This window comes from Pseudomonas morbosilactucae, from assembly GCF_023241715.1.
GTDB lineage: Bacteria > Pseudomonadota > Gammaproteobacteria > Pseudomonadales > Pseudomonadaceae > Aquipseudomonas > Aquipseudomonas morbosilactucae.
Map to the genome: position 1 here is coordinate 1 of NZ_JALQCW010000074.1, position 19,873 is coordinate 19,873.

The 19,873-nt window shown below is 63.7% G+C and carries 14 protein-coding genes and 3 pseudogenes; 8 read left to right on the forward strand and 9 right to left on the reverse strand.

The window, feature by feature from the left end; translation table 11 throughout:
- Nucleotides 1–436: 436 nt before the first annotated feature.
- From M1B34_RS34330 to M1B34_RS34165, 3 genes and pseudogenes are all read right to left on the reverse strand, one after another.
- Complete coding sequence (locus M1B34_RS34330) at nucleotides 437–1,165, reverse strand: methyl-accepting chemotaxis protein (RefSeq protein ID WP_482827989.1); 729 nt, start codon at nucleotides 1,163–1,165, stop codon at nucleotides 437–439.
- Between the two features lie 177 nt (nucleotides 1,166–1,342).
- Nucleotides 1,343–1,594 (reverse strand): annotated as a pseudogene (locus M1B34_RS34335) (methyl-accepting chemotaxis protein); the annotation flags it as partial.
- Nucleotides 1,525–2,382 (reverse strand): cache domain-containing protein, encoded by an 858-nt coding sequence (locus tag M1B34_RS34165; RefSeq protein ID WP_425273542.1) that lies wholly within the window; start codon nucleotides 2,380–2,382, stop codon nucleotides 1,525–1,527. The gene M1B34_RS34165 and the pseudogene M1B34_RS34335, both read right to left, overlap by 70 nt.
- Nucleotides 2,383–2,594: 212 nt before the next feature.
- Between M1B34_RS34165 and M1B34_RS25130 the strand changes: the two genes are divergently transcribed.
- The gene (locus M1B34_RS25130) at nucleotides 2,595–3,638 is read left to right on the forward strand and encodes an LLM class flavin-dependent oxidoreductase (RefSeq protein ID WP_268266523.1); all 1,044 of its coding nucleotides are present in this window, start codon (nucleotides 2,595–2,597) and stop codon (nucleotides 3,636–3,638) included.
- A gap of 168 nt (nucleotides 3,639–3,806) precedes the next feature.
- On the opposite strand, the pseudogene M1B34_RS25135 reads toward M1B34_RS25130, so the two are convergent.
- From M1B34_RS25135 to glnT, 5 genes and pseudogenes are all read right to left on the reverse strand, one after another.
- Nucleotides 3,807–5,131, reverse strand: a pseudogene (locus tag M1B34_RS25135) (ammonium transporter).
- Between the two features lie 149 nt (nucleotides 5,132–5,280).
- The gene (locus tag M1B34_RS25140; RefSeq protein ID WP_268266524.1) at nucleotides 5,281–6,618 is read right to left on the reverse strand and encodes an FMN-binding glutamate synthase family protein; all 1,338 of its coding nucleotides are present in this window, start codon (nucleotides 6,616–6,618) and stop codon (nucleotides 5,281–5,283) included.
- Nucleotides 6,619–6,638: 20 nt separating this feature from the next.
- Nucleotides 6,639–7,322 carry a GltB/FmdC/FwdC-like GXGXG domain-containing protein gene (locus tag M1B34_RS25145; protein WP_268263940.1) on the reverse strand — a complete coding sequence of 228 codons (684 nt, stop codon included), beginning with the start codon at nucleotides 7,320–7,322 and terminating at the stop codon, nucleotides 6,639–6,641.
- Nucleotides 7,323–7,333: 11 nt separating this feature from the next.
- Nucleotides 7,334–8,239 (reverse strand): class II glutamine amidotransferase, encoded by a 906-nt coding sequence (locus M1B34_RS25150; RefSeq protein ID WP_268266525.1) that lies wholly within the window; start codon nucleotides 8,237–8,239, stop codon nucleotides 7,334–7,336.
- Nucleotides 8,240–8,377: 138 nt separating this feature from the next.
- Nucleotides 8,378–9,711 (reverse strand): annotated as a pseudogene (gene glnT / locus M1B34_RS25155) (type III glutamate--ammonia ligase).
- 274 nt (nucleotides 9,712–9,985) lie between these two features.
- On the opposite strand from glnT, the gene M1B34_RS25160 reads away from it, so the two are divergent.
- From M1B34_RS25160 to M1B34_RS25190, 7 genes are all read left to right on the forward strand, one after another.
- On the forward strand, nucleotides 9,986–10,591 hold the full coding sequence (locus M1B34_RS25160; RefSeq protein ID WP_123336117.1) for a helix-turn-helix domain-containing protein: 606 nt from the start codon (nucleotides 9,986–9,988) through the stop codon (nucleotides 10,589–10,591).
- Between the two features lie 365 nt (nucleotides 10,592–10,956).
- Nucleotides 10,957–11,823, forward strand: a complete 867-nt coding sequence (gene purU / locus M1B34_RS25165; protein WP_268266526.1) for a formyltetrahydrofolate deformylase — start codon at nucleotides 10,957–10,959, stop codon at nucleotides 11,821–11,823.
- Nucleotides 11,820–12,725: a bifunctional methylenetetrahydrofolate dehydrogenase/methenyltetrahydrofolate cyclohydrolase FolD gene (folD, locus tag M1B34_RS25170; protein WP_268266527.1), complete on the forward strand. Its 906-nt coding sequence runs from the start codon at nucleotides 11,820–11,822 to the stop codon at nucleotides 12,723–12,725. Before purU ends, folD begins: the two co-directional genes overlap by 4 nt.
- Entirely contained in the window at nucleotides 12,707–13,948 is a 1,242-nt protein-coding gene (locus tag M1B34_RS25175) for an FAD-dependent oxidoreductase (protein ID WP_268266528.1), read from the forward strand. The genes folD and M1B34_RS25175 overlap by 19 nt, the downstream gene beginning before the upstream one ends.
- Nucleotides 13,949–13,961: 13 nt before the next feature.
- Nucleotides 13,962–14,261: a sarcosine oxidase subunit delta gene (locus M1B34_RS25180; protein ID WP_123335713.1), complete on the forward strand. Its 300-nt coding sequence runs from the start codon at nucleotides 13,962–13,964 to the stop codon at nucleotides 14,259–14,261.
- A complete protein-coding gene (locus M1B34_RS25185) occupies nucleotides 14,258–17,155 on the forward strand; it encodes a 2Fe-2S iron-sulfur cluster-binding protein (RefSeq protein ID WP_268266529.1) in 2,898 nt (965 codons plus the stop codon). Before M1B34_RS25180 ends, M1B34_RS25185 begins: the two co-directional genes overlap by 4 nt.
- A 3-nt stretch (nucleotides 17,156–17,158) precedes the next feature.
- Nucleotides 17,159–17,740 carry a sarcosine oxidase subunit gamma gene (locus tag M1B34_RS25190; RefSeq protein WP_268266530.1) on the forward strand — a complete coding sequence of 194 codons (582 nt, stop codon included), beginning with the start codon at nucleotides 17,159–17,161 and terminating at the stop codon, nucleotides 17,738–17,740.
- Nucleotides 17,741–18,101: 361 nt separating this feature from the next.
- Here the strand turns inward: M1B34_RS25190 and M1B34_RS25195 are convergent, their stop codons facing one another.
- Complete coding sequence (locus tag M1B34_RS25195; RefSeq protein ID WP_268266531.1) at nucleotides 18,102–19,607, reverse strand: sensor domain-containing diguanylate cyclase; 1,506 nt, start codon at nucleotides 19,605–19,607, stop codon at nucleotides 18,102–18,104.
- Nucleotides 19,608–19,873: the final 266 nt, after the last annotated feature.

Genomic DNA, 19,873 nt, shown 5'->3' on the forward strand with positions numbered 1-19,873 from the left:
CTTGCTGGCGATGGCGAGCTCACGGGCGCTATCGCTGGCAAGCCAGCTCCTACATAAACCTGCGCCTACAAACGGTGAGCGGTGCAATGTCGTAGAGGTGACGCAGAACGTCCCAGGCGGCATTCCCACGGGGGACCGTGGGAACGCGCGGTGAGGCGCTGGCCTCTGTGGGAGCCGGCTTGCCGGCGATGGCGAGCTCATGGGCGCTATCGCTGGCAAGCCAGCGCCTACATAAGCCTGCGCCTACAAAGGGTGAGCGCTGCAATGCCCTGGGGTGACGCAGAGCGTCCAGCCTCTGTAGGAGCCGGCTTGCCGGCGATGGCGATCTCATGGGCGCTATCGCTGGCAAGCCAGCTCCTACATGAGCCTGCGCCTACAAAGGGTGAGCGGTGCAGGTGACGCGGAGCGTGGGAACGATCAGACCAGGGCGCTGCGGTCAGGTGCGGAAGCGACTGACCAGCTGGTTCAGGGTCTGTGACAGCGCGGTCAGGCTTTGCGCGTCTTGGCGGGTGGAGTCGGCAAGGTCGGCGACCAGTTGGGCGTCGCCGTGGATCTGGCTGATGTGGCGGTTGATGTCTTCGGCCACTTGATGCTGCTCTTCAGCGGCAGTGGCGATCTGGGTGTTCATGTCGCGGATCACGTCCACCGATTCACGAATCAATTCAAAACTGGCCCGCGCCTCATTGATGGACACCACGGTCTCTTGGGACACCTCCAGGCTGGCATGCATCTGCTTGCCCATCTGGTGGGTGCGCCGCGCCAGATTGCCCAACAACCCGTCGATCTCACCGGTGGAATCCGCGGTGCGTTTGGCCAGTGCCCGCACTTCGTCGGCCACCACGGCAAAACCGCGCCCTTGCTCCCCGGCACGGGCGGCTTCGATGGCGGCGTTGAGCGCCAGCAGGTTGGTCTGCTCGGCAATCGAACGGATGGTGCCGAGGATCGACTGAATATCGTTGCTGTCCTGCTCCAACTGCTGCATGGCCTCGGCGGACTGGCCGATCTCCTGGCTCAGGCGCCCGACGTTGCTCACCGCCGCATCGATCTGGGTCTGCCCGGTGTGGGCCTGGCGCTGGCCGTTGTCGGCGGAGTCGGCAGCCTGGCTGCAGGAGCGCGCCACCTCATTGGAGGTGGCAACCATTTCGTGGAACGCCGTGGAGACCATGTCCACCGCTTCACGCTGGCGGGCGGCGACATCGGCCAATTCCACGGATACCTCGGTGGAGCTGCCGGAGGTGCTGTGGATCTGCCCCGCCGCCTGGCCGATGCGCTGGATCAAGGTGCGAATGGCCTCCAGGAACTGGTTGAACCAGCCCGCCAATTGCGCGGTTTCATCCTGACCGCGCACCGCCAGGCGTGCAGTCAGGTCCCCTTCGCCCTGAGCGATGCCTTCCAGGCCGCTGGCCACGCCCCGGATCGGCTTGACGATCAGCCCGGCGAAAAACGCACCGGCCGCTGCGAACAACAGGCCACACACCAAGGCGATGGCGGCGATGATCCAGGTCAGGCGCGTGGCCGAAGCCATCACTTCACTTTCCCGGACCATGCCAATAAAGCGCCAGCCCAGGGCGTCCGACGGCCAGACATGGGCCATGTAGCGTTCACCCCCCAGTTCCAACTCCACCAACCCTTTGCCGGCCTTGGACAGTTGGACGTAACCGTCCCCAGCTCGCTGAGTTTCTTGAAGTTGTGCTCCGGTTGATGGGGGTCCACCAGTACCTGGTCGTTGCCTTCCAGCAGCATCAGATAACCGCTGTCCCCCAGCTTGATCTGCTTCACCAGGTCGGTGAGTTGCTTGAGGGATACGTCGATGTTCACCACCCCGCCGCTCTGGCCCAGGCGATTGGCAAAACTGCGCACGGTGCTCACCAGCACCACGTCGTCGGCCGCCCAATAGTAGGCCGAGGTGCGCAGGGTCTTGCCCGGCTGGGCCATGGCGGCCTGGTACCAGGGGCGGCTACGCGGGTCGTAGTTGGCCAGCTTGGGATCGCCGGGCCAGAACACATAACCGCCCTGCTCGGTGCCCAGGGACAGGTAAGCGTAGGCCGGGTGACTCTTGGCCAGCCCGGCAAACAGGTTGAACAATTGCTGGTCCTGCTCGCCCGCGGCGACTTGCGGCGCGTTGGCATCCAGGTAGCGTTTGACGCCGCCATCGATGGCCTGCAATTGCGGGTGCTGCGCCAGGTAATCGACGTTCTGGCTGATGCCTTCGAAGAACAGCTGCATGGCGCTTTGCACCTGGCGGATTTCCCGCCCGCTGCTGTCCAGAAAGTTATCCCGGGCCTCGTTACGCAGGTTGAGCACGATCAGCACGGCCACCAGAATCACTGGCAGGCTGGCGATCGCGGCAAAGGCCAGGGTCAGTTTTTGTTTTATGTTCATCAAGCTCGCCTTCCTTGTCGGATGCATGCGAAGTGTTGGAGAGAAATATTTTGCGGATATTCCATATTATGGTATACCAATAATCCATCAGCCGAACAGTCGTACTCACGGTACGCTTCAGGCAGCGACAACACCCGGCAGCGCCCCGCGCTCAATCCAGGCACCAGGCCCGCAATCGACCGGCCATCAACAAAAGATCCGAGGTAAGCGAGATGAAATTTTCCCTGTTCGTGCATATGGAGCGCTGGGACGAAAGCGTCAGCCATCGCCAATTGTTCGAAGACCTGACCGAACTGACGCTGATGGCCGAGGCCGGTGGTTTCAGCACCGTCTGGATCGGCGAACACCACGCCATGGAATACACCATCTCGCCGAGCCCGATGCCGCTGCTGGCCTACCTCGCCGCCAAGACCACCACCATCCACCTGGGCGCCGGCACCATCATTGCGCCGTTCTGGCACCCGCTGCGGGTGGCCGGGGAATGCGCGCTGCTGGACGTGATCAGCAACGGCCGCATGGAAGTGGGCCTGGCCCGTGGCGCCTACCAGGTCGAGTTCGATCGCATGGCCGGCGGCATGCCCGCCTCCAGCGGCGGCCAGGCCCTGCGTGAGATGGTCCCGGTGGTCCGCGCCCTGTGGAAAGGCGACTACGCCCACGACGGCGACATCTGGAAGTTCCCCACCTCCACCAGCGTGCCCAAGCCGATCCAGCAGCCCAACCCACCGATGTGGATTGCCGCTCGCGACCCGGACTCCCACAACTTCGCCGTGGCCAACGGTTGCAACGTGATGGTCACGCCGCTGATGAAGGGCGACGAAGAAGTCCTCGACCTGAAGAACAAGTTCCAGGCCGCCCTGGACAACAACCCCGGCGTGCCGCGTCCGCAACTGATGGTGCTGCGCCACACCCACGTGCACGCCGTGGACGACCCGGAAGGCTGGAAAGTCGGGGCCACTGCGATCTCGCGTTTCTACCGCACCTTCGACGCCTGGTTCGGCAACAAACAGACCCCGGTCAACGGTTTCCTCGACCCAAGCCCGGAAGAGAAATTCGCCGGTCGCCCAGAGTTCGAACTGGAAAGCCTGCATAAAACCGCGATGATCGGCACCCCGGAAGAAATCATTCCGCGCATCCAGTACTACCAGGAACTGGGGGTCGACGAGTTCAGCTTCTGGTGCGACAACAGCCTGCCCCACGCCGAGAAGAAAAAGTCCCTGGAACTCTTTATCAAGCACGTGGTGCCGGCGTTCCGCTGAGCCCTCCCCTACACTCCCCGGTACCCAGCCGGGGAGTCTGATGGATGCCTGGCGCAGACCTCCACATCCCTTGGCTGATGCACATAAAAAAGCCCAACCGCGGACAACGCCGCAGCTGGGCTTTAGTGGGTGATTGGCGATTCAGCGATGAACCTCCGTAGTCACGCCTCAATGGTTGTAAGCGCGCTCGTTGTGCTCGGCCAGGTCCAGGCCCAGTTCCTCCACCGAATCGTCGGCGCGCAGACCGATCAGGGCGTTGACCCCTTTGAGGATCAGCCAACTGACCACGAAGCAATACACGGTGGTCATGGCCACGCCTTTGATCTGCGCCCAAACCTGGGCGCCCAGGGTCACGCCTTCCACCAGGCCGCCCAGGGACGGTACGCAGAACACCCCGGTGAGCACGGCGCCGATCATGCCGCCGATGCCGTGCAGGCCGAAAACGTCGAGGCTGTCGTCATAACCGAAGCGGCGCTTGAGCACGGTGACGCTGAGGTAGCAGAACACCCCGCAGAGCAAACCGATGGCCAAGGCGCCACCGACGCCGACATAGGCGCATGCCGGAGTGATCCCCACCAGACCCGCCAGGGCACCGCAGGCCAGGCCTTGGGCGCTGGGTTTGCCGACCTTGAACCACTCGGTGAACATCCAGCCGAGAATGCCCGCGCAGGCCCCCAGCTGGGTGTTGAGCATGACGATGCCGGAGGTGCCGCTGAGGCCGCCGCCGGAACCGATGTTGAAGCCGAACCAGCCGACCCAGAGCATCGCCGCACCGGCCATGGTCAGGCTCAGGTTATGGGCCGGCATTGGGGTGTTCTGGTAGCCCTTGCGCTTGCCCAAAATCAGGCAGGCGGCCAAGGCGCGACACCGGCGTTGATGTGCACCGCGGTGCCGCCGGCAAAGTCCAGCACGCCCCAGTTGTGCATCAAGGCGCCCGCGCCGCCCCAGACCATGTGCGCCACCGGGGCGTAGACCAGGGTGAACCACAGGGCCATGAACAGCAGCGCGGCGGAGAACTTCATGCGCTCGGCAAAGGCCCCGGCAATCAGCGCCGGGGTGATGATGGCGAAGGTCATCTGGAAGGTCACGAATACCCCTTCCGGGATGTCGCCCACCAGGCTGTCAGGGGTCATGCCGGCCAGAAATGCCCGGCTCAGGCCGCCGACGAAACTGTTGAAGGTCACTTCACCTTCGATCATGCCGCTGCTGTCGACCACCATGCTGTAGCCGTAGATCACCCAAAGCACACCCACCACCCCGGCGATGCCGAAGCATTGGGTGAACAGCGAAAGCATGTTTTTCGCCCGCACCAGACCGCCGTAGAACAGCGCCAGGCCGGGCAGGCACATAAACAGCACCAGCACCGCCGCGGTGACCATCCAGGCGGTGCTGCCGGTGTTCAAGGTGGGGGCATCGGCCGCCTGGGCCAACGGCGCCAGGGCCGCGGCGGCGAGTAACAGGGGGAGTTGTTTGCCGAGAAGACGATTGACCATGTTCAAAGCTCCTGCAAATGAAAGATGGGTGTCGGGCAGCGAGCCAATAACCTCAGAACAGGGGGCCTCTTGATGGGCCCTGATGGTGGAGCCTGGCCGCACCACCGTGCACGCTGACGCGGAGCGGCACGGGCGGAGCGTGGGAACGATCAGTAGCCGGAACCCGGGACCCAGTTGGTGCCGGCCAGGGGCACGCGGGCCATGGCGGCGGATTCCACGGTCAGGGCCACCAGGTCCTCGGGGTCGAGGTTGTGCAGGTGCGACTTGCCGCAGGCACGGGCCATGGTCTGCGCCTCCAGCACCAGCACCCGCAGGTAGTTGGCCAGGCGCCGACCACCTTCCACCGGGTCCAGGCGCTTGGACAGCTCCGGGTCCTGGGTGGTGATGCCGGCCGGGTCGCGCCCGTTCTGCCAGTCGTCGTAGAACCCCGCCGCCGAACCGATCTTCTTCAACTCTTCATCCAGCCGTGGATGGTTGTCCCCCAGGGCAATCAGCGCCGCGGTGCCGATGGCCACCGCATCCGCGCCCAGGGCCATGGCCTTGGCCACGTCGGCGCCGTTGCGAATACCGCCCGAGACAATCAGCTGGACCTTGCGGTGCATGCCCATCTCCTGCAAAGCCTGTACCGCTTGCGGGATGGCCGGCAGGATCGGAATGCCCACGTGCTCGATAAACACTTCCTGGGTCGCCGCCGTGCCGCCCTGCATGCCGTCGAGCACGATCACATCGGCACCGGCCTTCACCGCCAGCTTGACGTCGTAATAGGGCCGGCTGGCGCCGATCTTGACGTAGATGGGCTTCTCCCAATCGGTAATCTCGCGGATCTCGGCGATCTTGATCGCCAGGTCATCCGGCCCGGTCCAGTCCGGGTGACGGCAGGCACTGCGCTGGTCGACGCCCACCGGCAAGGTGCGCATGCCGGCCACGCGTTCGGTGACTTTCATGCCCAGCAACATGCCGCCGCCGCCCGGCTTGGCCCCTTGGCCGAGCACAATCTCGATGGCATCGGCCTTGCGCAGGTCGTCCGGGTTCATGCCGTAGCGCGACGGCAGGTACTGATACACCAGGTGCTGGGACTGACCACGCTCTTCCGGGGTCATGCCGCCGTCACCGGTGGTGGTGCTGGTGCCGGCAATGGTGGCGCCACGGCCCAGGGCTTCCTTGGCATTGGCCGACAAGGCGCCGAAGCTCATGCCGGCGATGGTCACCGGGATTTTCAGGTGGATCGGCTTCTTGGCGAAGCGGTTACCCAGGATCACGTCGGTGCCGCACTTCTCCCGATAACCTTCCAGCGGGTAGCGCGACACGCTGGCGCCGAGCAGCAGCAAATCATCGAAATGCGGCACCTTGCGTTTGGTGCCGCCACCGCGAATGTCGTAGATGCCGGTTTCCGCGGCACGCTGGATTTCCTGGATGGTCAGGCGGTCGAAAGTGGCGGACTCACGCAACACGGGAGCAGCTGTTTTTTGGCTGATTGGATCGCTCATCTCATTTCTCCTCGCGTGGGTCAGTACGCGGACGCGTTATCGACTTTGAAGTTGTACAACTGACGAGCCGAGCCATAGCGCTTGAAGCTGGCAGGCGACTCGTCGAAACCGGCGCGGTTGAGCAACTCCTTGAGCTCTTCCAAGTGCTCGGCGCGCATCTCTTTTTCCACGCAGTCCGAGCCCAGGGATTGCACGCTGCCTTTGACGTAGATGCGGGTTTCGTAGAGCGAATCCCCCAGGGCATCGCCGGCATCGCCGCAGACCACCAAGCGCCCGGCCTGGCCCATAAAGCAGCTCATGTGGCCGATGCTGCCGCCGACCACGATGTCGATGCCTTTCATGGAAATCCCGCAGCGCGCTCCGGCGTCGCCCTCGATCACCAGCAGCCCACCATGGGCCGTGGCGCCGGCCGCCTGAGAAGCGCTGCCCTTGATCCGCACCATGCCCGACATCATGTTTTCCGCCACGCCGACCCCGGCGTTGCCGTGCACGGTGATGCTGGCTTTCTGGTTCATGCCGGCGCAGTAGTAGCCGGCGTGGCCCTGGATATCGATGGACACGGCCTGGTTCACCCCTACGGCGAGGTTGTGCTTGCCGTTGCTGTGGGTCACCACCCACTCGCGGTCTTCGAGGGTGTGCACCTGGTCGTGCAGGGCCTGGTTGAGGTCGCGTACCGTGGCGCTGGAAAGATCGATGGTTTTCATGTGTGTGCTCCTTAAGCCGAGGGGCGTTCCCAGATGTACATGGTGGCCGGGGCCGGTTCCCAGACCCGGGCGTGTTCGATGCCCGGCAGGCTCGACAGCGCCTGGTATTCCGAGGCCATGGCCACGTAATCGTCGGTCTCGGCGAGGATTGCCGGTTTGCAGGCGATCGGGTCGCGAATCACCGCAAAGCCGTTGCGGGTGCCAATGGCGAAGGTAAAGAAGCCGTCCAGGTCTTCCAGAGAGTGGTCCAGGGCTTCCTTCAACGAGTCGCCCTGTTGCAGGCGCCAAGTCAGGTAACCGGCGGCCACTTCGGTGTCGTTGTCGGTCTCGAACTGGATGCCCTCACGCTTGAGTTCCTGACGTAGGCGGAAGTGGTTGGACAGCGAACCGTTGTGCACCAGGCACAGGTCGGCACCGGTGGAAAACGGGTGGCTGCCCTCCATGGTCACCGCGCTTTCGGTGGCCATGCGCGTGTGGCCAATGATGTGGCTGCCCTTCATGCCCGCCAGGCCGAAACGCTGGGAAATCTCCTGGGGCAAGCCCATGCCCTTGAGGATTTCGATGCTCTGCCCGGCGCTCATGATCCGCACGCTCGGCGCCAGCTCAGCCAGGGCCAGGCGCACCGGCGCCTCCTCGGCGTGAACCTTCAACACCGCGGCACTGGCGTTCTGGAACCAGTCCAGGGAGCAGCCCAGGCGCCCTTCCAACTCGCCCATCAGGGCTTTCCAGTCGAAGCCTTCGGTGGTGGCTTGCAGGGTCAACTTGACCCAACCGTCGGCCACTTCATCGCCATAGATCGCAAACCCGGCGCTGTCCGGACCCCGGTCGGTCATGGCCTGCAGCATCGGTTCAAACAGCTGGCCGAGCTGGGATTCCAACTGCGGGTTTTTCAGATAAAGACCAACGATTCCGCACATAGAAACAGTCCTCACTTTGTTCGGGAGCGGTGAGCTGCAAGCTTTAAGCTGCAAGCTGACCGCGTGAAATACAGCTAGGTGATACGCCGCCAAACTGCCGTGGCTTGTGGCTTGAAACTTGCCGCTTGTGGCTGCCCCTCAAAAAAACTCCGTATACCGCGCAACCTCCCAATCACTCACATGCCGGCTGTACTCCACCCATTCCATCCTTTTGAGCTTGATGAATTCGCCGACGATCTGCGGGCCCAGGACTTCGGCGAACAGGGGGTCGGCTTCCAGGGCGTCGCAGGCTTCCTTGAGGGATTGCGGCAGGGTCTTGATGCCGCGTGCGGCGATCTGCTCCAGGCTCAGGCTGTAGAGGTTTTCGTTGCAGACGTGGTCGATTTCCAGCTGGCGGTCGATGCCGTCCAGGCCGGCGGCGATGATCGCGGCGGTCACCAGGTAGGGGTTGCAACCGGCGTCCGGCAGGCGGAATTCCAGGCGGCCGTAGGGCACGCGAACCATGGCCGAACGGTTGTTGGCGCCGAAGGCGATAAAGGCCGGGGCCCAGGTGGCGCCGGACAGCGAGTTGCCGACCACCAGGCGCTTGTAGGAGTTAACCGTGGGCGCGGCAAAGGCACACAGAGCCGGGCCGTGGGCCAGCAGGCCAGCGGCGAAGTGGTAGGCCAGTTTCGACAGGCCCATGCCGCTCGAGTCGCTGGCGTCATGGAACAGGTTCTTGCTCTCGGCGCTGCTGATGGACAGGTGGAAGTGCATGCCGTTGCCTGCCCGCTTCGGGTCCGGCTTGGGCATAAAGGAGCAGATCATCCCCAGGTCGTTGGCGATCTCGCCGGCGGCCATGCGGAAGAAGGTGAAGCGGTCCGCCGAGGTCATAGCGTCGCTGTAGGTGTAGTTGATCTCGAACTGGCCGTTGGCGTCTTCGTGGTCGATTTGGTAGATCTCGAAGTCCACCTGCTGCAGGGCTTCGGTCAGGCGCTCCAGGAACACCCGCGAACGGGACAGGCCCTTGTAGTCGTAGCAAGGCTTGTCGAGGTTGTCGCTGGGGTCCACCAGTTGCAGCTTGCCGCCTTCGTCGCGGCGCATCAGGTTGAATTCCGGCTCCAGGCCGGTGTTCAGGGTCCAGCCCTTTTCCGCCAGGCGTTCGACCTGTTGCTGCAACACGTAGCGGCTGTCATAGGGATGGGGTTGGCCATCCACGTGACCGATGCAGACCACGCGGCCGTAACCGGGTTGCCAAGGCACCGGGGTCAGGGTCGACAGGTCGCCGCGGGCCATGAAGTCCGGCCCGTGGGGTTGCATGCCCATGCCGCTGATGGCGAACCCGGCAAAGCCCGCGCCCTCCTCGGCCACCGCCTTGAGCCCGCACACCGGTACCGATTTGGTCTTAGCCGCACCATGAATATCGACAAACTGCGCGAGCACGTATTTGATGCCGTGCTTGTCATGATGCGCTGGGTTTCTGCTGGCAACATTGCTCGTCACTCCTCGCGAAAGGCAAACCATTGTGGAAGGGCTATAACCGTCTTTATTCCCTAAAAGAAAGTTAGTTTCCTGTAGAGAATGCAAAGCCCTTGCCAGAGTTGCCCAATCGCCAGAGATACCCAGAGCCCTGCGCTTTTGTGCTGTATATATGGGAAAATTCTTTTCCCTGTGGGAATACCGCCCGAACCGTGTCGGGTGGCAGCGACGGATTGCACTTTCCCAGTGCGAAACTAATATTACCGAACAGAAATTGTGCAGAGCCTGATGACCATGCCGACCGAACCCGAACCCCGCCTCAAGCTCGAGCAGTACTTGGGCATGCAGATCAAGCGCCAGCGCCTGGCCCAGGACTTGAAGCTGTCCGACGTGGCGAAGATTGCCGATATCAGCCAGGGCATGTTGAGCAAGATCGAGAATGCCCAGGTCTCCACCAGCCTCGACACCCTCAGCCGTCTGTGCGATGTGCTGGGCCTGCCCATGTCCAAGTTGTTCAGTGAATACGATCGCCAGGGCGGCAGCGCCTTGCTGGTCAAGGCTGACCAGGGCATGGAGGTGGTGCGCCGTGGCACCGAGAAGGGCCATACCTATCACTTGCTCAACCACACCCGGGGGCCGAAGAAGAGTTTCGAGGCGTACATGGTGAGCATGGATGACGCCAGTGAGGAATTTCCGACCTTTTCCCACCCGGGAACGGAGTTTTTGCATTTGCTAGAAGGTGAGCTGATTTACCGTCATGGCAATCAGTTGTATCGGATGGAGGCCGGGGACAGTTTGACGTTTGAGGGGGAAATTCCCCATGGGCCGGAGCAGTTGGTGCAGGTGCCGATTCGGTTGTTGTCGATCATGAATTATGGGACGGATAAGGAGTGAAGCGCTCGGGGGCGGGGCCTCGCCCAGGCTCGGCATGCCCGCTCTCCGGCCAGCGGGGTTAACGGGACGACGATCAAGATCACCAGCCAGACCAAGACCTCTCGTTCCCACGCTCTGCGTGGGAATGCCGCCCCGGACGCTCCACGTCCAGCTTGAGGGCGTCCCCTCAAGCCCCGCAATAAATTCCCCTCAGTTAAAAAACTTTCACAAAACCCCTGGACGCGAACCGGGCATTGGCTTTATAAAGCCGACACACAGGAATATTTTATTCCCCATAAGAAACCTCGCCATGGATGAGCCGGGTTTCCCCTCGTTGTCTTTTTTCGCCCTGCGAAGTGCTGCCGCCACCTTCCCGAGGACGTGTCATGCAACACGCGAACAACCCTTTCATCATCAAGATCACCTGTCCCGCGGTGTCCGGTATTGTCGCCGCCGTGACCACTTACCTGGCGGATAACGGTTGCTACATCGGGGAGATGGCGCAATTCGACGACGAGTTCAACGGGCGCTTTTTCATGCGTGCGGTGTTCCGTTTCAACAGCGGCCATGTCGGCGATATCCAGCAGCTCAAGGCCGGTTTCGAAGCGGTGGCCGGGGCCTTTGACATGACCTGGGAATTGCACGACACCCGCGAACCGATGCGTGTGCTGTTGATGGTCAGCAAATACGACCACTGCCTCAGCGACCTGTTGTACCGCCATCAGAAGGGCGAGATGGACATGACCATCACCGCCATCGTTTCCAACCACCTGGAACTGCGGCCGATGGCCGAGCGCGAGGGCATTCGCTTTATCTACCTGCCGGTGACCAAGGACAGCAAAGCCCAGCAGGAAGCCGAGCTGATGCGCATCGTCGATGACACCCGCACCGAACTGGTGGTGCTGGCGCGCTACATGCAAATCCTCTCCGACGACCTGTGCAAGCAACTCTCGGGCCGGGCGATCAATATCCATCACTCGTTCCTGCCCGGCTTCAAGGGCGCCAAGCCTTATCACCAGGCGTACCAGCGTGGGGTGAAGCTGATTGGCGCCACCGCCCACTACGTCACCAGCGACCTCGACGAAGGCCCGATCATCGAGCAGGAAGTGCAGCGGGTGGACCACGTCTACCTGCCCGATGACCTGGTGGCCATCGGGCGCAATACCGAAACCGTGGCCCTGTCCAGGGCGGTGAAATACCACCTGGAGCACCGGGTCTTCCTCAACCAGGACAGAACGGTGATTTTCCGGTGAACAGCCCCACGTTGATTGACGGCAAGGCCGCCTCGGCCCGGGTGCTGCTGGAAGTCCGGGATCAGGTTGCAGGCCTGCAGCAGATGGACATCCAGCCGACCCTGGCGGTGATCCTGGTGGGCCATGACCCGGCCAGCCAGGTCTATGTGCGCAACAAGATCCTGCGCGCCGAAGAGGTCGGCATCCGCTCCCTGGAGCATCGCCTGCCCAGCGACACCAGCACCGAACAACTGCTCAACCTGATCGCCAACCTGAATGCCGACCGCTCGGTGCACGGCATCCTCCTGCAACTGCCGTTGCCGGCACACATGGATGAACTGCGCGCCTTGCAAGCCATCGAGCCGGCCAAGGACGTCGACGGTTTTCACAGCGACAACGTCGGCGGCCTGAGCCAGGGTCGCGAAGTGCTGACGCCCTGCACCCCCAGCGGCTGCCTGTACCTGTTGCAGCAGACCCTGGGCAGCCTGGCCGGCAAGCACGCGGTGGTGATCGGCCGTTCGAACATCGTCGGCAAACCCATGGCCGCCCTGCTGCTGCAAGCCGACTGCTCGGTGACGGTGCTGCATTCCCGCAGCCACAACCCGCAGGCCCTGTGCCGCCAGGCCGACATCGTGATTGCCGCCGTCGGCCGCCCGCGCCTGATCGACGCCCACTGGCTGAAACCCGGAGCCGTGGTGATCGACGTCGGCATCAACCGCATCGACGACCACGGCCAGAGCCGCCTGGTGGGCGATGTGGACTTTGCCAGCGCCCTGTCCACCGTGTCCGCCATCACCCCGGTGCCCGGCGGTGTCGGCCCCATGACCATCGCCTTCCTGATGAAAAACACCGTCACCGCGGCCCTTATGCAGCACCAGGCACAACGCAGCCAATCGGAGGCCCTATGCCATTCAATCTATTGAAATACGGCCTGAGTTCGGAGTACCCGGTGGAGGTCGATTTGCCGCCGCCCAAGGACCTCAAGGCACGCTATGACGTGGTGATCATCGGCGCTGGCGGCCACGGCCTGGCCACCGCCTATTACCTGGCCAAGTACCACGGCGTGACCGACATCGCCGTGCTGGAAAAAGCCTACCTGGGCGGCGGCAACACCGCGCGCAACACTGCGGTGATCCGCTCCAACTACCTGACCAGCGAAGGCGTGAAGTTCTACGCCGAGTCGGTGCGGATGTTCCAGAACCTGTCCAACGAATTCGATTTCAACATCATGTATTCCGAGCGCGGCCAACTGACCCTGGCCCACACCGACGCCACGGTGCGCTCGTTCCGCCAGCGGGCGGAAGTGAACAAGCACTTTGGCGGGCGCACCGAGATGATCGACCGCCAGCAGATCCGCGAGCTGGTGCCCAGCCTCAACCTCGACCCCGGCCACCTGCCGGTGCTCGCCGGGCTCTGGCACATCGACGGCGCCACTGCACGGCACGACGCCGTGGCCTGGGGCTACGCCAAGCAGGCGGCCAAGCGCGGGGTGGAAATCCATCAGCTCACCGAAGTGCAGGACCTGGTGATCGAGCACGGCGCCATCACCGCGGTGAAAACCAATCGCGGCACCATCCAGTGCGGCTGCGTGGTCCAGGCCGTGGCCGGCCACAGCTCGTTGCTGATGGCCAAGGCGGGGATTCGCTCGCCGATCCAGACCTTCCCCTTGCAGGCGATGGTCACCCAACCGTTCAAGCCGTTCCTCGACCCGCTGGTGAGTTCCTCGGCCCTGCATTGCTACGTGCAGCAGACCAGCCGCGGCGAAGTGGTGTTTGGCGGCGGGTCCGACCCCTACCCGCTGTTCAACACCCGCTCCACCCTGGACCTCAAGGAAAGCCTGCTGGCCCACGCCATCGAAATGTTCCCGTTCCTGGCCAACGCCAAGCTGATGCGCCAATGGGCCGGGATCACCGACATGACCCCGGACTACAGCCCGATCATGGGCCTGTCGCCGGTGAAAAATTACTACCTCGACGCCGGTTGGGGCACCTGGGGGTTCAAGGCCACGCCGATCTGCGGCAAGACCATGGCCGAACTGGTGGCCAGCGGCGGCCAGGTGCCGGAGCTGATCAAGCCCTTCGGCCTGGAGCGCTTTTCGACCTTCCAGCAAGTCAACGAAATGGGCGCCACAGCGGCCAGCCACTGACGGAGAGCGACGGATGAAAATCATGATGTGCCCGCTCAACGGGCCCCGCAATATCAGCGAATTCACCTACGGCGGCGAGTTCAAGGCCATGCCCGACCCGGTCAACTGCAGCGATGCCGAATGGGCCGACTACGTGTTCAACAGCGACAACCTGGCCGGCGTGGTCCGCGAGTGGTGGATGCACACCCCCTCCAGCTACTGGTTCCTGGCCGAGCGCCACACGGTGAGCGACCAGATCCTGCGCACCTTCGACCCCAAGGAACTGTTCAGCACCCGCGTTGAATTCAGCGCCGCCCAGGAGATTGCCGGATGAACCGCCTACCCGCCCCCATGGGCTTGCTGATCGACCGCACCCAGCCCCTGGATTTTTCGTTCGACGGCCACGGCTACCAGGGTTTCCAAGGCGACAGCATTGCCAGTGCCCTGCTCGCCAACGGGCGTTTCCTGCTGTCGCGTTCATTTAAATACCACCGCCCACGGGGCCCGCTGAGCATGGCCGGGCAAGACGCCAACAGCCTGGTGCAACTGCCCCAGGAGCCCAATGTGCTGGCCGATGCCCACCCGCTGAGCGCCGGCTTGCAGGTCAGCGCGCAGAACGTCAACGGCTCCCTGGACAACGACCGCGACGCCTACATGGGCAAATTCTCCAAGTTCATGCCGGTGGGTTTCTACTACCGCGCCTTCTACAAGCCCAAGGGCATGTGGAAGGTCTGGGAACCGATCATCCGCAAAAAGGCCGGGCTCGGCGTGCTCGACCTGAAGTTCCAGCCCGAGTATTACGACAAGGCTTACCTGTTTACCGACGTGGCGGTGATCGGCGCCGGGCCCGCCGGCCTGCAAGCGGCCCTGACGGCGGCCAATGCCGGGGCCCGGGTGTTGCTGATCGAACAGCAACCGCTGCTCGGCGGCTCCCTGACCTACGCACGCTTCGACATCGAAGGCAAAAAAGCCGATCGCCTGCGCCAGGACTTACTCGCGGCGGTTGAGCAACACGCCAATATCCAGGTGCTGACCGACGCCACCTGCAACGCCTGGTTCACCGACAACTACCTGCCGGTGATCCAGGGCAAGCGCCTGTACAAGGTCCGTGCCCAGCAGTGCCTTGTGTGCAGCGGCGCCTTCGACCAGCCGGTGATTTTCCGCAACAACGACCTGCCTGGGGTGATGCTGACCAGCGCCGCCCAGCGGCTGATGAAGCTCTACGCGGTCAAGCCGGGCAAACGCGCGGTGGTGCTCACCGGCAATGACGACGGCTACCTGGCCGCCCTCGACCTGCACGACCAGGGCGTGGACGTGGCGGCCGTGGTGGACCTGCGCAATGCCCCCGCCGACTCCAGGCTCTTGACCGCCCTGGCGGGCCGCAAGATCCCCTGCCTCAGCGACAGCACGGTGTACGAAGCCCTGCACGAAAAGGGCCTGCGCCATGTGAACGGCGTCGAGGTGCGCAAGATCACCGCCCAAGGCCAGGTCGCGGCCAGCGGCCTGCGCCTGGACTGCGACCTGTTGTGCATGTCCGCCGGTTACATGCCGGTCTATCAACTGCTGTGCCAGGCCGGCGGCAAGCTGGCCTACGATGACCAGCGCGCCGAATTCACCTTGAGCGGCCTGCCGCAGAACCTGGCCCTGGCCGGCTCGGTGAATGGCCGCCACAGCCTGGACAATGTGATCGCCGACGGCGTCAATGCCGGCGCCGACGCCGCCCTGGCCCTCGGTCTGCAGGTGAACCCGCAGCGAGCGCCCCTGGCCGGCGAAGCCCGGGTCAACTTCAACTGGCCGATCTTCCCCCACCCCAAAGGCAAGGATTTCGTCGACTTCGACGAAGACCTGCAAGTGGCCGACATCGTCAACGCCACCAAGATCGGCTACCGCGACGTGCAACTGGTCAAGCGCTACTCCACGGTGGGCATGGGCCCATCCCAGGGCCGGCATTCGGCCTTGCCCACCGCGCGCCTGGTGGCCTGGGCCACCCAGCGCAACATCAGCGAGACCGGGGTCACCACCGCTCGGCCGCCGTTTGTTGCCGAGAAACTGGCCCATGTCGCCGGCCGTGCCTTCGACCCGTACCGGCAGACGCCGATGCACGCCCGCCACCTGCAGGCCGGGGCGAAGATGATGCCCGCCGGTATCTGGCAGCGCCCGGCCTATTACGGCCCGGCCAAAGACCGCGACACCTGCATGCAGAACGAGGCCCTGCACGTGCGCAACAAGGTCGGCATCATCGACGTCTCGACCCTCGGCGGCCTGGACGTGCGCGGCCCGGACGCCGCCGAACTGCTCAATCGCATGTACACCTTTGCCTTCCTCAAGCAGCCGGTTGGCCGCTCGCGGTACGCCTTGATGACCAACGAGCACGGGGTGGTGATCGACGACGGCGTGTGCGCGCGGTTTGCCGAGAACCACTTCTACGTCACCGCCACCACCAGCGGCGTGGACCGCATCTACCAACAGATGCTCAAGTGGAATGCTCAATGGCGCCTGGATGTGGACGTGGCCAACGTCACCGCCGCGATCTGTGCGGTCAACGTGGCCGGACCGGACTCACGCAAGGTGCTGGAGCAGGTGTGCAGCGACCTGGATTTGAGCGCCGAGGCCTTCCCCTATCTGGGCGTGCGCCAGGGCACCGTGGCCGGGATCAAGGCGCGGCTGTTGCGGGTCGGGTTTGTCGGCGAACTGGGTTATGAAATCCACGTGCCGGCGCGTCACGGCCTGGCCCTGTGGGACGCCTTGATGGCCGCCGGCAAAGCCTTCGACATCCGCCCGTTCGGCGTGGAAACCCAGCGCCTGCTGCGCCTGGAAAAAGGCCACGTGATCATCAGCCAGGACACCGACGGCATGACCCACCCGGCAGAGATCGACATGGGCTGGGCGGTCAGCCGCAACAAGCCGTTCTTCGTCGGCCGGCGCTCGGTGGACATCCTCGAAGCCCAGCCGCTGAAGCGCAAACTGGTGGGCTTCACCTTGCCCCAGGGTAGCCTGCAACCGCTGGAGGGCCACCTGGTGCTCAACGGCCCGGACATCAGCGGCAACGTCACCTCCTGCGAATACTCCGCCAACCTGGGCAAAGTCATCGGCCTGGCCTACGCCAGCATCGACCAGAGCACCCCGGGGATGCGCATTCCGATCCGCGTCGAAGGCGGTGTGGTGGTCCAGGCCGAGGTGGTGAAGCTGCCCTTTTTCGATCCCGACAACCAGCGCCAGGAGCTTTGAGTCATGACCAGCCTGAATGAGCAACACCCCGTTGGCCAACGCGCCCTGGCGCCCTTGCCGAGCTGCACCTTGAGCGACCTGACGGACCTGCCCCGGGTGGGTTTTCGTGGCGCCCACAGTGCCACTTACCTGAGTGGTCGGGGATTTACCTTGCCCGACGCGCCGAACCGCGCCGTGGCCCAGGCCGATGGCGGTCAGGTGGCGCGGTTGTCACAGACCGAGTACCTGCTGCTGGGCAGCCCCGAGGACCAGGGCCAGCGCATCGCCGATGAAGAGGCGCGCTGGGAGCTGGACCACCAGGCCAACTATCTGCTGCCGCGCCAGGACAGCCACGCCTGTTTCCAATTGACCGGCGAGTACCTGGGTGAAGTCATGGCCAAGCTCTGCGGGGTCGACCTCAGCCCTCGGGTGTTCGGCCCGGGCGCCGTGGCCCAGACTTCGGCGGCGCGGATCAACGTGATCGTGATCAACAGCAGCACCGCGCAACACGCGAGCCTGCACCTGCTCTGCGACCGAGCGTCGAAGGCGTATTTTCGCGAAGCGCTGCTCGATGCCCTGCAGGAATTCAACGGCGGGTCACTCTAGCGATCGCGGTCGTGCGGCCCGCCCCCTTGCCGGCGATGGCGATTTCGAGGGCCTCATCGCTGGCAAGCCAGCGCCTACAAAGGCAGCAGGCGCTGGCCATAATTGGCGGCAGATATGAGCTTGCAAGCTTCAGTGCCCCTTGTAGAGCCGGCTTGCCGGCGATGGCGTTTTCGAGGGCCCTATCGCTGGCAAGCCAGCTCCTACAAAGACAGCGGGCGCTGGCCATAAATGGCGGCAGGTGTGGGCTTGCAAGCTTCATTGCCCCTTGTAGGAGCCGGCTTGCCGGCGATGGCGTTTTCAAGGGCCCTATCGCTGGCAAGCCAGCTCCTACAAAGGCAGCGTCTACAAAGACGGCCGGCGTCTAGGGGGTGGTGTAGGCCGTGCGGTTGCGGCCGGCGGATTTGGCGGCGTACAGCGCTTGGTCCGCCAGCTCGATCAGGCGCTCCTGGTGACAGGTTTCATCAGCCCCGAGGCAGGTCGCGCCGCCGGCACTGACGGTGATCATCCCCAATGGGCTGCCCTGGTGCGGCAGCCCGGCGCGTTCGACGTCGTGACGGATGGCCTCGGCCACCGCGCGGGCGCCCGCCTCGTCGGTGTTGGGCAAGACCACGGCAATTTCCTCACCGCCATAACGGGCCACCATGTCCCCCGGGCGCCCCACGCACGCCTGGATCAAGCGGCTGATGTTTTTCAAACATTCATCACCCGCCAAGTGCCCGTAGTGGTCGTTGTAACGCTTGAAAAAATCCACATCGATGAGGATCAGCGACAACGGCAGGCCGCTGCGCTTGGCCCGTTGGAATTCAACGTCGAGAAAGGCATCGAAACGCCGGCGGTTGGCCAGGCCGGTGAGTTTGTCCTCGGAGGCCAGCACCTCCAGGGTCTGGTTCAACTCCAGCAAGCGCGACCGGCTGTCCATCAACGCCTGCTCGGCGCTGATGCGCCGGTTGATGTGATTGATCAAGCGCCGGCCCAGCACCAGCAGCAACCCCGACAGCAACAGGACCACCACCGCCGATTGCTTGGACTGGCTCCACCAGGCGCCGAGGGCTTCGTCCTGCCCCACCGCCACGGTGGTCACCAGCGGATACTCGGCGCTTTTGCGGAACGCGTAGAGGCGCCGTACCCCGTCGACCTTGGAGATAAAGTCCGCCGTACCCGAACTGGTGTCTGCCAAGGCCTGAGCGAAGATCGGCGCCGAAGACAGGTCGCGGCCGATGTCCTCCTCGCGAAACGGATAGCGCAGCAGCAAGCGCCCTTGGGCCGAGGTCAGGCTGATGACGCCGGTCTGACCGACCTCGATGCTCTTGTAGAAGCTCAGCAAATAATCAAGGCCAACCGTGACCGACAGCACCCCGGCAAAGGAGCCGTCGCCATGGTCGATCCGCCGACTCACGGAAATCACCCAGGCGCCCGTGACCCGGCTGCGAATCGCCGGGCCGATAAACACCTCCCGCGAAGGATGGTCACGGTGGTAGGTGAAAAACTCACGGTCGCTGGCATTGGTGCGCTTGGCGATGGGATGGGTGGAGAAGCGCCAGTTGCCCTGGTCGTCATACCAGGCCATTGAGTTCAGCTGCGGCAGCGCCGCCATCTCCTGCTCCACCACCGACTTCAGGCGTTGCACGTCACTCGGGTCATCGCCCAGGTTCTCGATGCGCTCGGTCAGCCCGATCAGCACCAGCTCGCTCTGCTTGAAGATGCCTTCGGTGTAGGTATTCAGGGCGTTGGTCAGGTTGACAGTGTCGGTCTGGATATCACTCAGGGTGTTCTGGCGAGCGGTCCAGATCTGCCACAGGGTCATCAGAATGACCGATGAGCACACCAGGTAGGTCAGCAATGAGGCAAGCCGAAGGTCGCGTTTCAAAGGGGCAGCACCGAAAGCAGGAAGAGCAGCTATAAGCCGAAAACCTCAGGATAGGCGACGCCGTCGAAGCTGCGGTGATTGGGCTCTTTCCGGCCCCATGCAACCGCCACCCTCCTGCCTGGGAAACTGGCCACGCACGGCCCAGTGATTCCATATCGCTGTTATCGGCAACGCGGTCGATTGCTGTAATGCGCCGCGGCCAAGAATGTTGCGCCGGGCTGGGGAGGTGAAGTGTTGCCGGCGCATCGGCGGCTCGGACGAAGGCG